A 14,820-nucleotide genomic window follows, 5' to 3' on the forward strand; every position below is an offset into this window, starting at 1 on the left:
TGGGGACAGGCGACAAAGAATCATCGATGTGAATGGCAACGTGAGCTGTCGCTCGCGGGTGGGCGCTTGTCGCCAGAGAACTGCAGGTCGGACATGGGCCGTATGCCCTTCGTATCGACTCCGAATAGAAGTCTATTGAGGGGAGGTCATAGTGAACTACCGCCACAGTGTGTTATCGACCAGCATCATCTCCACGCTTTTCTTTGTCGGCGCGGCCATGGCCCAAGACGCCGGCAACAACCAGGCCGGCGATAACTCGCAAAACGACCCACACAAGACCGCCAAGCCGGTGAAAGAGTTGGCGACCGTATCGGTTAGCGGCATTCGCGCCAGCCTGCAGAAATCCATCGACATCAAACGCAACGCGGACTCCATCGTCGATGCGATCACCGCCGAGGATGTCGGCAAGTTTCCCGATACCAATGTCGCCGAGTCACTGTCGCATCTCCCCGGCATTACCGTGGACCGCAATTTCGGCGAGGGCGAAAAGGTCAGCATTCTGGGTACCGACCCGGCGCTCAACCGCCTGTTGTTGAACGGCCAGACGATTGCCGCGACCAACTGGGCCGGTGATCCCAATAACCCCGATAGCCGCTCGTTCAACTACAGCTTGCTGGCACCGGAGATCATCGGCACGGCCCAGGTCTACAAAACCCCGCAGGCACGTATCGACGAAGGCAGCATCGGCGGCACGGTTATCGTCAATACGCGCCGGCCGCTGGATCTGCCCGTCAATACCCTCACCGGCACCGTGAGCTACGGCTATAACGACCGCGCCGACAAGGGCAAGCCCAATGCCTCGGTGCTGTATAGCTGGAAAAACAGCGACGATACTTTTGGCGTACTCGGCTCGCTGATGCATTCGCAGAAAGTGCTGCGCCGCGAAGGTACCGAAGTCTTCGGTTACCAGGACATCAATGATCCCAGTCATCCGTTTCCGAAAGGCGTGGTGCCTGCCGGTGCAACAGGTGTTTATCCGACTTCGATCAATACGGCGCTGTTTCAGCAAGAGCGTAAGCGCGATGGTGTTTCCACTGGCGTGCAGTGGAAGCCGAACAAGAGTTTCGAGCTGAATTTCACCGGGCTTTACGTCGTCGAGAAATTCAACAACTTCAATCAGAGTCATTACGGCTATTGGGGCGATAACCCAGCCGACGCGACCTCGCTGACCATGGCCAACGGTGTGGCAACCAGCGGCTCTTACGGCAAGCAAGCGCCTACGTATCTCGATGGCTATCTACGTAATTCCAAGGTCAAGACGGGCAGCCTGAACTTGCGTGCCGACTGGTATGGCGAAGGTTGGGATGCTTCGTCGCAAGTCGGCTACACCAGCTCGCAAGGCGGTTCGCAGGGCATTTATTCGCTCGCGTTCAAAACGCTGGGCGGCTACAACTACACGCTCGATGGCAAGCACCCGGTGGTTAACTACAACACCCCTCCGACTGATGCCGCCGCCGCCGTCACGCAGTCCGTCGGTTTGAACTACTCACCGCAATACGATCGCGAGCGCTACTTCCAATTCGATTTCAGCCACGATGTGGCCTGGTGGATGTTTACCCAGCTTCAAGTAGGCATCAAGGCGACCAACCATTCGACGGGGCAGTCGTCCTACAACGGGGCCTTCGGCACCTTGGACGGCAGCACCACGCTTGCCCAGCTTGCCGGCGGGCTGACCCCAAGCGGTTTTCTCGACGGCCTTACCGCCAGCCAGGACATGCGCCAATGGACGACCATCAGCCCCGGTGCGCTGAGGAGCTTCGTCGATAGTCTCCCGGGAGCGAGTACGCCAAGGCTGAGTCAGAGCGGCACGTTCGGCATCAACGAACACAATCGCGCGGCTTATCTGCAAGCCAATTTTTCCGGCAACCAGTACCGCGGCAACATCGGCGTGCGCTATGTGCATACCCGCGATGGCATCACCGGGTACAACTTCATCGGTAACGGCGCTTATGCGTCGGTGGATGTTGCCAACAGTTATAACGACTGGCTACCGTCGTTTAACTTCGCCTACGATCTGCGGGACGATCTGACCTTGCGTTTCGCCGCTGCCAAAGTGATCGCCAGGCCGCGCTACCAGGACATGTCGCCCTACGTCGCCACCGACGACCGCACCCTGTATGCATCGTCGGGAAATCCGGGTCTGAAACCGTATAAGTCGACCAATTACGATGCCTCGGCCGAGTGGTATTTCACGCCGTCCAGCTTGCTTTCGGCCGAGCTGTTTTTCCGCAATATCTCGCAATACGTGCTATCGCTGAATCGCGATCTGCCGCTATATAACCTCACCGAGCATCGCACGGATATCTACCACGTGAATCTGCCGGTGAATGCGGGCAATGCCAAGGTCAAAGGTATTTCGCTGACCTACCAGGGCGATCTAGGTGCCGGCTTTGGCGTGGCGGCGAACTATACGTACTCGGGCGCAGACACCACCAATGGCTACAACCTGCCGTACAACTCCAAGAATGCCTACAACCTGACGCCGTATTTCGAACAGGGGGCGTGGAGCGCGCGCGTTAATCTCGGTTGGCGCTCGGCTTATTTCACCTCGATCGGTCATTTGAACGCCAGGCAGATGACCGACTCATTCACCGAGTTGGATGCCTCGGTGGGCTACCAGATCAACAAAAATCTGCGGGTCTCGCTGGATGCCACCAATCTGCTCGACGAAACTTATTACAGCTATGACGGTACCCCGAATTTGCCGTACAACACTTATAAGAATGGGCGTACCTATATGCTGGGTTTGAACTTCAAGTTGTGATGGATGCGCTGGCTGCTTGGTCGGTGGCCGGTTGACCACTACGAAATAAACGACGAGGGTTCTTTTGCGATGCGGAAAGGCTTGAACACCATGACAGGCGAGGCGCGGCAGAACATTGAAGTTTCGGCCTCGTCGCGATGGCTCGGCGTCTTCGCCATCGCGCTGCTGGCCTTGACGGGAAGTCATGCTGTCCATGCCGACGCTGTCACCGGGCGAACCCTGGCCGACGGTTGGCGCTTTCGCCTGGTACCCGATGTCGCCGCCGCCAAGACCCATCCCGAGGCCGTTGCCTGGCATCGTGCCCAGGTGCCGGGCAGTGTGCAGACCGACTTGCTGGCCGCCGGCGCGATCGGCGATCCGTTCTATCGCGATAACGAAGCGGGCTTGCAATGGATCGGTTTGACCGACTGGGAATATCAGTTGTCATTCGATGTCGATGCGGCGACCTTGCAACGCGATCACGTCGACCTGGTTTTCGACGGCCTGGATACCTACGCCGACGTTTCCCTCAATGGCAGCAAGTTGCTCGCCGCCGACAACATGTTTCGAGCATGGCGCATTCCAGCCAAAAACCATCTGCACGCCGGCAAAAATAGCTTGCTGGTGACCTTGCATTCGCCGATTGCGCGTCTGTTGCCATGGTTGCTCAAGCAGCCATATGCCTTGCCGGGCGAGTTCGATTCGGCCTTCGGCGATGAGCCCAAAGGCAAACAGACCTCCAACTATGTGCGCAAGGCCAACTATAACTACGGCTGGGACTGGGGCCCGCGCTACGTCACCGCCGGCATCTGGCAGCCCGTGCGACTGGAAAGCTGGGATCAATGGCGGCTGGCCGATTTTCATATCGCCCAACAACATGTCGATGCCGATACGGCGCAGTTGCAGGCGCAGTTCGAGCTGCATGCCGATCATGCCGGCAAAGCCCGTTTGCGAGTTACCGCGACCGCGCCCGATGGCAGCCAGACCAGCGCCACGCAAGATCTGTCGCTAGCCTCAGGCGATAACGCACTTCATCTGCCAATGCAGATCCAGAAGCCGCAGCGTTGGTGGCCGGTCGACTATGGCGCACAGCATCTTTATCGCTTTCGCGCCGACGTGCTGGTGGACGATAAAGTGGTTGCCAGTAGCGAACGCGAGACCGGTTTGCGCAGCGTCGAACTGCGCCGCCAGCAGGATAGCTGGGGGCGTGGTTTCGAGTTTGTGGTCAACGGCGTGCCGATCTTCGCCAAGGGCGCCAACCTGATTCCGTTCGACAGCTTTCCCACCCGAGTCACGCCAGAACGCATGCAGTACATCATGCAGTCGGCGCGCGATGCGCATATGAATATGCTGCGCATGTGGGGCGGCGGTCATTATCAAAGCGATGCGTTCTACGCGATGGCCGACAAGCTCGGCTTGATGATCTGGCAAGACTTTATGTTCGGCGGCGCCATTACGCCTTATGACGATGCCTTTCGCGAGAACGCACGCATCGAAGCTACCGAACAAGTGATCCGCTTGCGCGACCATCCCAGCATTGTGCTGTGGTGTGGCAATAACGAGGTCCAGACCGGCTGGGAGTCCTGGGGCGATCGGAAGAAATTCAGGCAGGACACAGCACCAGCCGAGCTGGCGCGCATTGAGGGCGGCATGAAAGCGTTGTTCGGCGAGACATTGCGCGATGTGGTGAAGCTGCATACGCCCGAGGTGCCGTATTGGGCTAGTTCGCCGAGCACCGATTTTGAGGGGCCGGCCAATGTGCTGAATAACGGCGACTATCACTCATGGGATGTCTGGGCCGGTTCTGCGCCGATCGAAAAGTATCTCGATGCCACACCGCGCTTCCAGTCCGAGTACGGCTTGCAGTCGTTTCCGGTGATGTCCACGATAGCGGCCTTCGCGACCGCCAAGGACATGTCGCCCAACTCGCCGGTGATGCGCGCTCATCAGAAGTTCGCTAACGGCGACGGCAACGATCGGCTGCTGCTATATATCCGCAAGTATTACGGCGAGCCGAAGGATTTCGAGTCCTTCGTATACCTCAGCCAGGTCATGCAGGCCGAAGGTATCGAGCTGGCTGCCGAACATCTGCGCAGCGTGCGGCCGCAAAGCATGGGCTCGCTGTACTGGCAGCTCAATGACGTATGGCCGGGCGCGTCGTGGTCCAGCATCGACTACTACGGGCGTTGGAAGGCGCTGCAGTTTCATGCACGGCGTTTCTATGCGCCGGTGCAGGTAGCGCCGATTCGCCGCGACGGCCGCACCGAGGTGTTTCTTATCTCCGATCGCACCACCCCGTTCGACGCCAAGCTGCGCACACGTGTGCTGACGATGGACGGCAAGCTGCTGCAAGAGCATACCGACGACGTACACCTGGCCGCGCTGGCCAGCACACGTGTGGCTGAACGCACCGATGCATCGTTTCTGCATGGCGCCGATCCGCATCGCAGTCTGGTGGTGTTTGAACTGTTGGAGCAGGGCAAGCCGATATCGCGTCATTTGCTGTACTTCGATCCGGCAGTGGCTTTACAACTTCCTGATCCGGGCTTGGACGCGCAGATGAGTGGCAGCGGACACGACATCACCTTGAGCATAAGTACGAAGCGATTGGCCAGGGCGGTATGGGTCGATTTCGGTGAACTCGATGTGAAGTTGTCGGACAACGCTTTTGACTTGCTGCCGGGCGCACGCATCGAGTTGCAGCTCACCAGCACGGCTGACATCGACAGCTTGCGCCGCGCACTTAAACTGCGTTCGCTCGCCGGTGCTACCAGGCTGGATGGCACCCAGCGCGTGTTGTCCGAGGCCACGCCATGATGACCTCGCGCCGCAGCGTGTTGAAGATGATGGCCTTTGCCGCCGGTGGTGCGATGTTGGGGCAGGGACGATTCGCATGGGCCGAACCTCGATTTCTTAGCCATCGGCCGCCGCTGGCCAAGCGTAAATTCGTCAGTCCGGCGGTCGAGGCGCTGATGGCGCGCACCAAGGCGAAGATCGGCGACCCCGAACTGGCGTGGATGTTTGAAAACTGTTTCGCCAACACGCTCGATACCACGGTGCAACTCGGTAACCTGCGCGGCAAGCCGGATACCTTCATCGTCACTGGCGATATCGATGCGATGTGGCTGCGCGACTCTTCGGCACAGGTATGGCCGTATGTGTCTCTGGCCGTGCATGACAAACCTTTGCAGCAGTTGTTTCGCGGGCTGATTCGGCGGCATGCGCTGTGTATTTCTATCGATCCTTATGCCAATGCCTTCTTGCCCGATCCGCAGGGCAAGACGACGCTGGAGTGGGCCAAGAACGATCTGACCGACATGCGCCCCGGCGTCGCAGAGCGCAAATGGGAAATCGATTCGCTCTGCTATCCGATTCGATTGGCGCATGCTTATTGGCGTGCCACCGGCGATAAGCAGCCCTTCGATGACGATTGGCGCGAAGCCATGCGCAACGTGCTGGCGACGTTTCGCGAGCAGCAGCGCAAGCATGGTCCGGGTAGCTATCATTTTCAGCGGCGCTCCGAGGCACCGACCGAAAGCCTTGCGCTTGGCGGCTATGGCAATCCGGCGCGTCCGGTCGGCTTGATCCACTCGATGTTTCGACCATCCGACGACGCCTGTCTCTATCCGCTGTTTATTCCAGGCAATCTGTTTGCGGTAAGCGTGATGCGTCAGTTGGCGCAGATGACGCAAAGCTTGTTCGACGATCGCGCTTTTGCTGACGAATGCAACGCGCTAGCCGATGAGATAGAGCAAGCTTTGCTGGCGCACGGCATCATCCACGACGAGCATGGCGGCGAGATCTGGGCTTACGAGGTCGATGGCTACGGCAACCAGCTCTTTATGGACGACGCCAATGCGCCGGGGCTATCCAGCCTGGCCTATCTGGGTTGCTGTGAGCATGACGACACGCGTTACCTGCGTACCCGTGCAGCGGCCTGGAGTGCGCGTAACCCGTATTTCTTCAATGGCCGGGCGGCGCAAGGCATCGGTGGCCCGCATGAAGGGCTGCGGATGATCTGGCCGATGTCGATCATCATGCGCGGCTTGACCGGCGAGGGTGCGCAAGTCAGTCAATGCCTGCAATGGCTCAAGACCACCCACGCCGGTACCGGCTTTATGCATGAAGCGTTCGACCAGGACGATCCGACGCATTTCACGCGTGCCTGGTTTGCCTGGGCCAATACCTTGTTCGGCGAACTGATCGTGCAGTTGGCCGAGCATCAGCCCAAATTGCTGCAACGCTCATGAAGATCTTTTGCAATCGTTTCCAATTACACAATCGGAGAGCACCCCATGGTGACGCGTAGACGTTTTCTGCAAGGCGCGGCTGCGCTGAGCTTGCTTGGCGGTTCGCTCAAACCGTTGGCGGCACTGGCGGCGTCTGGCGCTAAGAGTGCGGTATCGCCTGCAGCGGGAGCTGCCGCCGGCCTGGCGAAGTATGTCGATATTTTTGTCGGCACCGGCGGGCATGGTCACACCTATCCCGGCGCGACGATGCCGTTCGGCATGGTCCAGCTCAGTCCCGACACCTATGACGCGCAGTGGGATGCCTGCTCGGGCTACCACGAAGGCGATGGCTCGATCATGGGTTTTTCGCATACCCATCTGAGCGGCACCGGCGCTAGTGATATGCTCGATGTGCTGGTGATGCCTTGTACCGGTCCCGTACGTTTGCAGCCTGGCGATCGCGAACATAAGGGCACCAACTACCGCTCGCGCTATGACGGTGTGACACCGGCGATCGCGCCATCGGCATCGAGCAAGCCTGCCGTCAAAGGTTATCGCTCACGCTATGACCGCGCCGACGAGCATGCGCAGCCGGGTTATTACCAGGTGCGTTTAAAGGATTACGACGTACTCGCCGAGCTGACCGCAACCTTGCGCGCCGGCCTGCATCGCTACACTTTCCATGGCGCCGACGAGGGGCATCTGCTGATCGACTTCGCGCATGGCTATCACGATGACCCTGCGATTCCGACGAAGGTCACCGATGCGCAATTGAAGCTGATCGGCAACGACACTCTTGTCGGTGGTCGGCGCGTGCACCAATGGGCAAACGGTCGGCATATCTATTTCGCTCTGAAATTGTCGCGGCCGTTCGCTCGCGCCACCCTGTATGCCGACGATACCGCTTTGCCCGATGCGACTGCAGAAGCCAAAGGCACCAACCTGAAGGCAGCCCTGCACATCACTCATGCCCGCAGCGCGCCACTGCTGGTCAAGGTCGGTATCTCGGGCGTCGATATCGAAGGCGCCTTGCGCAATCTCGACGCGGAAGTACCCGGCTGGGATTTCGATGATGCGCGCCATCAGGCTGCCGCCGCATGGGAGCGCGAGCTTGGTCGAATCCGCATCGACACCTCCTCGGAACGGACCCGAAAGACTTTCTACAGCGCGCTCTATCACACCATGGTGGCGCCGACTCTGTTCAGCGATGTCGATGGCCGCTATCGCGGCATGGACCTGGCCGTGCACAACCTGCCTGCTAGTGCGAACAACTACAGCACTTATTCGCTATGGGATACCTATCGCGCCTTGCATCCGCTGTTCACGCTGATTCAGCCCGCGCGCGTGCCTGATCTGGTCAACGGTTTAGTACGCATGGCGGCCGAAAGCCCCGACGGGCCGCCGGTATGGCCGCTACAAGGCGTGGAAACCGGTTGCATGATTGGTTATCACTCTGCCGTGGTGATTGCCGAAGCCTATGCCAAGGGCTTTAAAGGTATCGACTATGCGAGTGCCTGGCCGTTGTATCGCAAGCGAGCGATGGACGACGACTATCGCGGCCTGAGCTATTACCGAAAGCTGGGCTATATACCCAGCGACAAAGAAGGCGAGGCGGTCAGCAAAACCTTGGAATACGCCTATGACGATTGGGCGGTGGCGCACTTGGCCGATGCGGCTGGTGCAACCGACGACGCCAAGAAGCTGCGCGAGCGTTCGGCTAATTATCAGCATGTGTTCGATCGCAAGGTGAGCTTTGTGCGGCCGCGTGCCAACGATGGCAGTTGGCTTGAACCGTTCGACCCGCGCGGGATGGGGCACTCCGCGCAATGGCGCGACTTCACCGAATCCAATGCATGGCAGGCCACTTTCCTCAATCAGCATGACTTGTATGCCTATATGCGCTTGTTCGGTGGCGAGCAGGCGTTTGAGCGCAAGCTCGACGAGCTATTCACCACCAGCTCGGCACTGCCGGCCGATGCGCCGCCGGATATAGCCGGCATGGTCGGCCAGTACGCACATGGCAACGAGCCCAGCCACCACGTGGCCTATCTGTACGCCTATACCGGCGCGCACCATAAAACCCAGGCACGCGTGCGCATGCTGCTGGACACCATGTATCAAGCTGAGCCCGATGGTTTGGCCGGCAATGAAGACTGCGGCCAGATCAGCGCCTGGTACGTGATGAGTGCGCTGGGGCTGTATGCGGTTGATCCGGTCAGCGCGAATTATGTTTTCGGCAGTCCACTGCTGGATCGCGCCGAGATCGAAATCGGTGCGCAACGCAAATTGACGGTGCAGGCGCTGAGCAATGGGCCGGACCAGCTTTATATCCAGTCGGTTAGCTGGAACGGTAAACCATGGAGCAAAAGCTGGATCAGTCACGCCGAACTGGCCGCCGGTGGTCATCTGGTTTTCCAGATGGGCAGCAAGCCTAACCCGCAGTTCGGCGCAGCGGCGTCGGATCGGCCGCCATCGTTCGGCAAGACTGCCGGCTCCGCTGCAACCTAGTTACTCAAGCACGGGCTTCGACGTAGCTCTCGCCATTCCATCGTAGACAGTCTGGGGGGGGCATGAACAAGTTTTGTGGCTTGTTGTTAACGCCAGCCCTGGCGGCACCGCCAAGCCGGCGCAATAGGGCGCGGCCTTCGGTCAGTTGATGAATCCTTGAGCGTTCCCACATGCGGGGAGGGACTGGCTTGTTCTGGTCCCTCGCCAGCGGTCAGTGATGAATGCCAAGAAACTTGGCGTCAAGCGTCACGGCGATAACCACGCCAACGGCGACCAGGATGAATCCGGCAAGAAAAATCCGCATGCTCACCCGGTAATTCGCAAGCAGCAGGCATTCGGGCATCAGCAGGCGGCCAAGCGTCAGGCACTGCAGCAGGATGCCGAGAACCATCGGCAGTAGCGCGATGGTGTCGGTGGATATCCATGGCACCGGGTTGGCGGACCAGCGCGATAAATACCCCAATGAGAAAGCGAGCATCACGCTCACTGCCGTGACCGAGCCATTGCGAAAAGTCGAATCAATGCGCTTCGGCGATGTATTCACGGTCACGGCAGGTTGTTCGCTGGTCATGGGCGTCTGGTCAGTGACGTGCGCGTCAGGATCGCTCGTCCATGCCTGTCACGCAATGCGCCAGCAGCTATCGCTCCGTATCGACCAGCACCAGCTCAGCATCTTCCAGCGCGGTTACTCGCAGCACGCTTTCGTCGCGAATCGCGGCGCCGTCGCGTGCCTCAAGCTTGATGCCGTTGAGCTCGACCGATCCCTTGGCCGGCACCAGATAGCCGTAGCGGTTGCCGCCCAACGTGTATTCCGTGGTCTCGCCGGCTTTGAGCGTCGCACCGAGTACTCGTGCACGGGTGCGTAGCGGCAAGGCGTCAGTGTCTTCCTTGAAGCCGCTGGCTAGTGGCACGAAGTTGCCCGAGCGGTTGCCGGCCGGGAAGGGCTTGGCGCCCCATGCCGGCGGCTGACCATGAGTATCGGGGATGATCCAGATCTGGAAGATGCGGGTGGTGTCCGACTCCAGGTTGTATTCGGAATGTGTGATGCCGCTACCCGCGCTCATCACCTGTACGTCGCCGGCTTCGGTGCGGCCCTCGTTGCCAAGGCTGTCGCGGTGGGTGATCGCGCCTTCGCGGACATAAGTGATGATTTCCATATCCGCATGCGAATGCGGCGGAAACCCGGTCTGCGCTGCAATGGTGTCGTCATTCCACACCCGCAGCGCACCCCAGCCCATGCGTTGGGAGTTGTTGTAGCTGGCAAACGAAAAATGGTGCTTGGCATTGAGCCAGCCGTGGTCGGCGCCGCCAAGGCTATCGAAGGGTCTACGTTCAATCACGGTGCTTCTCCTGTATTCGCATGCGCCGGAAGGCGCCTGCCAGCCAATGTATGGCTATGGGGTGCGAACCGAAATACGTATATGGGAAACGGATTGTTGCTGGATTGTACGTTTGTGCGAATACGGCTGCCGGTGGCTTGGACGAAAGCTATGATTGACCGTGTCGGCTGCCCCTGCGAAATCGGCATTGTCCAAATCGCCCAGGTTCGAGCGTCATCTGTATGAGGCGGCGCATCGTGCCCGCCCATGACCCATACCCATGACGGAGACTCCCATGCCATACCTTCTGATGCTCTATGTGAACGAAGCTGGTTGGTCCAAGCTGAGCCAGACCGAGCAGGAACAGGGCGTAGCAGCCTATAAGGCGTATACGGAAACATTGACGAAGGCGGGTGTTCTCACCGGCTTCAACCGTCTCCAAGGCAGTTCGACCGCAACGACGGTGCGGGTAGTCAATGGCAAGTCGCAGGTACTGGATGGCCCTTACGCGGACTCGAAGGAGCAGCTCGGTGGCAATTACATCATCGATGTGGCGGACCTCGATGCGGCAATCTCATGGGCGGCTCGTTGTCCGACGGCGAGTCACGGCGTCGTCGAGGTGCGTCCGGTATGGACCATACCGGCGTAACTGCGCCGGTGAATGAGCGCATGACCGTGCGGGAAAGCGACGAGCAGGTACGGGGCACGGCCGACGCGGTCGCGCGTCGCAGCTACGGCAAGCTCGTCGCCTTTCTGTCGGCTCGCACGCGGGATGTGGCCGCCGCCGAAGACGCTTTGTCCGAGGCGTTTGCCACAGCCCTCGCCGTTTGGCCGTTGCAGGGCTGTCCATCGAACCCGGAAGCCTGGTTGCTGACCGTGGCCCGCCGAAAATTGATCGATCTGGCCCGGCGACAGCACAGCGGCGAAATGGCCGCCGCGCAGTTGCAGCTTCTGGCCGAAGGCGAGGAATGGGCTGCCGAGGCGGATATTCCCGATCACCGTCTCGCCTTGATGTTTGCCTGCGCGCATCCGGCTATCGAAAAGAGCATCCACGCACCCTTGATTCTTCAAGTGGTGCTGGGGCTGGATGCGAAGGCTATCGCTTCGGCATTTCTTACTTCCCCGGCGGCCATGGGCAAACGGCTGGTGCGGGCGAAAGAGAAGATCCGGCAGGCCGGCATCCCCTTTAGTGTTCCCGAGCGCGAGGAACTTGCCGAGCGGCTCGACACCGTGCTGGAGGCGATTTATGCCGCCTTTGCCGAAGGCTGGACCGATCCCGACGGCAGCGATGCCGCTCGTCGGGATCTCACCGAGGAGGTGATGTTCTTGGCCAGGCTGGTAAGCGGGCTGTTGCCGGAAGAGCCCGAAGCGCTGGGTTTGCTTGCACTTATGCTGCACGCAGAAGCCCGGCGTGACGCCCGGCGTACGGCGTCGGGTGAGTATGTGCCGCTTGCCGAGCAAGACCCCTCGTCGTGGAATGGCGCGATGATTGTCGAGGCTGAGGCGCTGCTCCAGCGTGCCAGTGCTTTGCGCTGCATTGGGCGTTATCAGATAGAAGCCGCATTGCAATCGGCGCATGTTTATCGCCGTCGCAGCGGTCATGCAAACTGGGCCGAAGTCATGCAGTTATACGACGCGCTGTTCGCGCTTACCGGTTCACCGGTGGTCGTTATTAATCGCGCGCTGGTTATCGCCGAGCTGCACGGCGCCAGCGCGGCCCTTGAGAGCATGCAAGAAGTCGTTGCCGATGCGCGGCTGGCCGAATACCAGCCCTACTGGGCTGCCCGTGCGGAACTGCTGGCCAAGGCCGGCGCACATAGCGAGGCCCGTGAGGCCTACGAGATCGCGATAGGACTTGAGCGCGACCCCGCGGTTCGACGCTTCTTGCAGCGGCAGCGGAGTAGGTTGGGGTGAGCGTGAGCGAACCCCAACGTTGCGCCACGTTGGGCATCACTTCGTTCAGCCCAACCTACGATTGATCCTCATCGCTAATAAGGTGGGCTGTTACCCCATGGTTGCGGTGCGTCGCCGCGAAGGGGTTTTGCCTTCCCATTGCCGGAAGGCGCGGTTGAAGGAGTTGAGTTCTTCAAAGCCGAGCAGAAAGGCGATCTCGCCGGTGTCCAGGTCGGTAGCATCGAGCAGATGGCGCGCAAGATGGTGGCGGACCTGATCGAGTAGCTGTTGGTAGCTTGTGCCAGCCTCGCCCAGCCTGCGTTGCAGCGTGCGCGGGCTTAGGTGTAGTGCTGCGGCGACCTGCGCCATGCGTTGGTGGCTGCCCCGCATGCCGCGCGCCAAGACGTTCCAAACCTTGTCGCTCAGCGAAGTGGTGGCGCTTAGCTCATGCAGCGACGCCTCTAGCGTCGGCATCAATGTGGCGAGGTGATCCTCGTCGTGCGTGACGAAGGGCAGCTCGAGATCGGCGCGGTCGTAGACGATGCGATCTTGCGCGGCGTTGAAACGCAACTCGCAACGAAAATGCGTGCTGAGCAGGTTGGATACGGTCGGCCGGCGCGTCAACTCCAAGCGCCGCAAACGGATCGCTCGGCCGCTGCCACGTTCGGCCAGCGCCAGATTGGAAGCAAAGATAGCGTCGACCAACAAGGGTGGCGTATGGCCGTCTGCCAACATCCAGCGCATGCTCACCGCGGCCTCTGCATGAGTCAACTCAATGCTGATGTCCTCGGGACAAGTAAGGCGCTTGTAACGAGCGAGCTTGTGCAGCGCGTCACCCAGCGTGGCCGAATGCAATGCCGCCAGCGAGACGACGTCATAGACTTCCGCGCGCGTACCGTCACCCAGGCGCAGGCCCAGTGCCGGGTCGTCGCTCGCTGCTTCGATGGCACGCCAGAGCGCGAAAAACTGCGCCGTGGTCAAGCACGCGCGGGGCTGCATAAGCAGTTCGCGAGGCAACTCAGCGTGCCGCAGTACCGCCGCTATATCGAGTCCGAGCGCAGTCATGCGCTCGAACACGCCACGGCTTAGCGGAATCTGGTCGGGTCTCACGTCCGTATTCTCACTACCTTGCCTATCAGGGCAGATCTCAGCTTAGCGATTGCAGCAAGCGGCTGCTTTCCGCGATGGCTTCCGGTGAACTGTCGAAGTCGGTCGACAGGCTAAGCGTACGCCACTTGGCATCTTCGGCCGCTACTCGTGCGGACTGTTGCTCGGCGAGGAATACCGCATCCGAACCCAGCAGCAAGCGCAGCGGCGGCTCGGGTGTTTTCGCGATGGTGAGAATGGCTTGGGCAGCCTTGGCCGGGTCGCCCGCTTGACGGCCTCGGTGTGTCTCCAACAGCTTTATCATCGCGCCGAGGGTAGGGGCGTAATCCGAGTCCGCAGCGGGTGCGTGGACCGTCATTGACGTGCCGGCCCAATCCGTGCGGAAGCCGCCTGGTTCGACCAGGGTTACATGGATGCCGAAGGGTTTGACCTCTTTGGCCAATACCTCTGAGAGCCCTTCTACGGCCCACTTGGAAGCCTGATAGGCAGCCATGCCTGGTACGCCGATGCGTCCGCCGATGGATGAGAACTGGATGATGTGGCCGCTACGTTGTTTGCGCATGATGGGTAGCGCGGCGCGGGTTACGTTGAGTACACCGAAGAAATTGGTTTCCAGTTGAGCACGGAAGTCCGCATCGTCGCCTTCTTCGATACTGGCCAGATTGCCGTAGCCGGCATTGTTGACCACGACATCCAGGCGGCCGAATGCATCCACTGCCGCGCGTACGGCGACGCGTGCCGCGGCGGCGTCGGTAACGTCCAATGCCACGGCGCGCACGCGATTGCCATAACGCGCGACAAGCGGAGTGAGGTCGGCGGGATTGCGCGCGGTAGCGATCAGCGAGTGACCGGCGCTAAGCACGGCCTCCGCCAATGACTTGCCGAAGCCACGCGAACTGCCGGTGATAAGCCATACCTGAGACATGGGAAACCTCCTGACTGGGGTCATGCGGGCGGGAAGAAGCCCGGGATGCGCAGACCTTAAGGCCGAGGTGGCTTGGGCAAATAATCCAATCGCGCC

10 protein-coding genes are annotated in these 14,820 nt (G+C 60.2%); 6 read left to right on the top strand and 4 right to left on the bottom strand.

The window, feature by feature from the left end:
• Nucleotides 1–217 precede the first annotated feature (217 nt).
• From DVJ77_RS13160 to DVJ77_RS13175, 4 genes are all read left to right on the top strand, one after another.
• Nucleotides 218–2,764 (top strand): TonB-dependent receptor, encoded by a 2,547-nt coding sequence (locus tag DVJ77_RS13160; RefSeq protein ID WP_114846107.1) that lies wholly within the window; start codon nucleotides 218–220, stop codon nucleotides 2,762–2,764.
• Between the two features lie 90 nt (nucleotides 2,765–2,854).
• Nucleotides 2,855–5,560 (top strand): beta-mannosidase, encoded by a 2,706-nt coding sequence (locus DVJ77_RS13165; protein WP_114846108.1) that lies wholly within the window; start codon nucleotides 2,855–2,857, stop codon nucleotides 5,558–5,560.
• On the top strand, nucleotides 5,560–6,993 hold the full coding sequence (locus DVJ77_RS13170) for a glycoside hydrolase family 125 protein (protein ID WP_114845972.1): 1,434 nt from the start codon (nucleotides 5,560–5,562) through the stop codon (nucleotides 6,991–6,993). Before DVJ77_RS13165 ends, DVJ77_RS13170 begins: the two co-directional genes overlap by 1 nt.
• 45 nt (nucleotides 6,994–7,038) lie before the next feature.
• On the top strand, nucleotides 7,039–9,480 hold the full coding sequence (locus DVJ77_RS13175) for a GH92 family glycosyl hydrolase (protein WP_114845973.1): 2,442 nt from the start codon (nucleotides 7,039–7,041) through the stop codon (nucleotides 9,478–9,480).
• 211 nt (nucleotides 9,481–9,691) lie between these two features.
• Here DVJ77_RS13175 and DVJ77_RS13180 read toward each other — a convergent pair whose 3' ends face one another.
• Both DVJ77_RS13180 and DVJ77_RS13185 read right to left on the bottom strand, forming a co-directional pair.
• Nucleotides 9,692–10,051 carry a hypothetical protein gene (locus tag DVJ77_RS13180; RefSeq protein ID WP_114845974.1) on the bottom strand — a complete coding sequence of 120 codons (360 nt, stop codon included), beginning with the start codon at nucleotides 10,049–10,051 and terminating at the stop codon, nucleotides 9,692–9,694.
• Between the two features lie 67 nt (nucleotides 10,052–10,118).
• Nucleotides 10,119–10,820 carry a pirin family protein gene (locus tag DVJ77_RS13185; protein ID WP_114845975.1) on the bottom strand — a complete coding sequence of 234 codons (702 nt, stop codon included), beginning with the start codon at nucleotides 10,818–10,820 and terminating at the stop codon, nucleotides 10,119–10,121.
• A gap of 274 nt (nucleotides 10,821–11,094) precedes the next feature.
• On the opposite strand from DVJ77_RS13185, the gene DVJ77_RS13190 reads away from it, so the two are divergent.
• Nucleotides 11,095–11,448, top strand: coding sequence for a YciI family protein (locus DVJ77_RS13190; protein ID WP_114845976.1), 354 nt, complete (start codon nucleotides 11,095–11,097; stop codon nucleotides 11,446–11,448).
• Entirely contained in the window at nucleotides 11,430–12,713 is a 1,284-nt protein-coding gene (locus DVJ77_RS13195; protein WP_225427986.1) for an RNA polymerase sigma factor, read from the top strand. The genes DVJ77_RS13190 and DVJ77_RS13195 overlap by 19 nt, the downstream gene beginning before the upstream one ends.
• Before the next feature lie 90 nt (nucleotides 12,714–12,803).
• Here the strand turns inward: DVJ77_RS13195 and DVJ77_RS13200 are convergent, their stop codons facing one another.
• Both DVJ77_RS13200 and DVJ77_RS13205 read right to left on the bottom strand, forming a co-directional pair.
• Entirely contained in the window at nucleotides 12,804–13,802 is a 999-nt protein-coding gene (locus tag DVJ77_RS13200) for an AraC family transcriptional regulator (protein ID WP_114845977.1), read from the bottom strand.
• A gap of 37 nt (nucleotides 13,803–13,839) precedes the next feature.
• Nucleotides 13,840–14,724 carry an oxidoreductase gene (locus tag DVJ77_RS13205; protein ID WP_114845978.1) on the bottom strand — a complete coding sequence of 295 codons (885 nt, stop codon included), beginning with the start codon at nucleotides 14,722–14,724 and terminating at the stop codon, nucleotides 13,840–13,842.
• Nucleotides 14,725–14,820: the final 96 nt, after the last annotated feature.

Source organism: Dyella tabacisoli (assembly GCF_003350925.1).
Taxonomy (GTDB): Bacteria; Pseudomonadota; Gammaproteobacteria; order Xanthomonadales; family Rhodanobacteraceae; genus Dyella_C; species Dyella_C tabacisoli.

Bases quoted from the DNA above. Each gene is read 5' to 3' on its own strand.
- DVJ77_RS13160 (WP_114846107.1), top strand. From the start codon at position 218: ATGGCCCAAGACGCCGGCAACAACCAGGCCGGCGATAACTCGCAAAAC.
- DVJ77_RS13165 (WP_114846108.1), top strand. From the start codon at position 2,855: ATGACAGGCGAGGCGCGGCAGAACATTGAAGTTTCGGCCTCGTCGCGA.
- DVJ77_RS13170 (WP_114845972.1), top strand. From the start codon at position 5,560: ATGACCTCGCGCCGCAGCGTGTTGAAGATGATGGCCTTTGCCGCCGGT.
- DVJ77_RS13175 (WP_114845973.1), top strand. From the start codon at position 7,039: ATGGTGACGCGTAGACGTTTTCTGCAAGGCGCGGCTGCGCTGAGCTTG.
- DVJ77_RS13180 (WP_114845974.1), bottom strand. From the start codon at position 10,051: ATGACCAGCGAACAACCTGCCGTGACCGTGAATACATCGCCGAAGCGC.
- DVJ77_RS13190 (WP_114845976.1), top strand. From the start codon at position 11,095: ATGCCATACCTTCTGATGCTCTATGTGAACGAAGCTGGTTGGTCCAAG.
- DVJ77_RS13195 (WP_225427986.1), top strand. From the start codon at position 11,430: ATGGACCATACCGGCGTAACTGCGCCGGTGAATGAGCGCATGACCGTG.
- DVJ77_RS13205 (WP_114845978.1), bottom strand. From the start codon at position 14,724: ATGTCTCAGGTATGGCTTATCACCGGCAGTTCGCGTGGCTTCGGCAAG.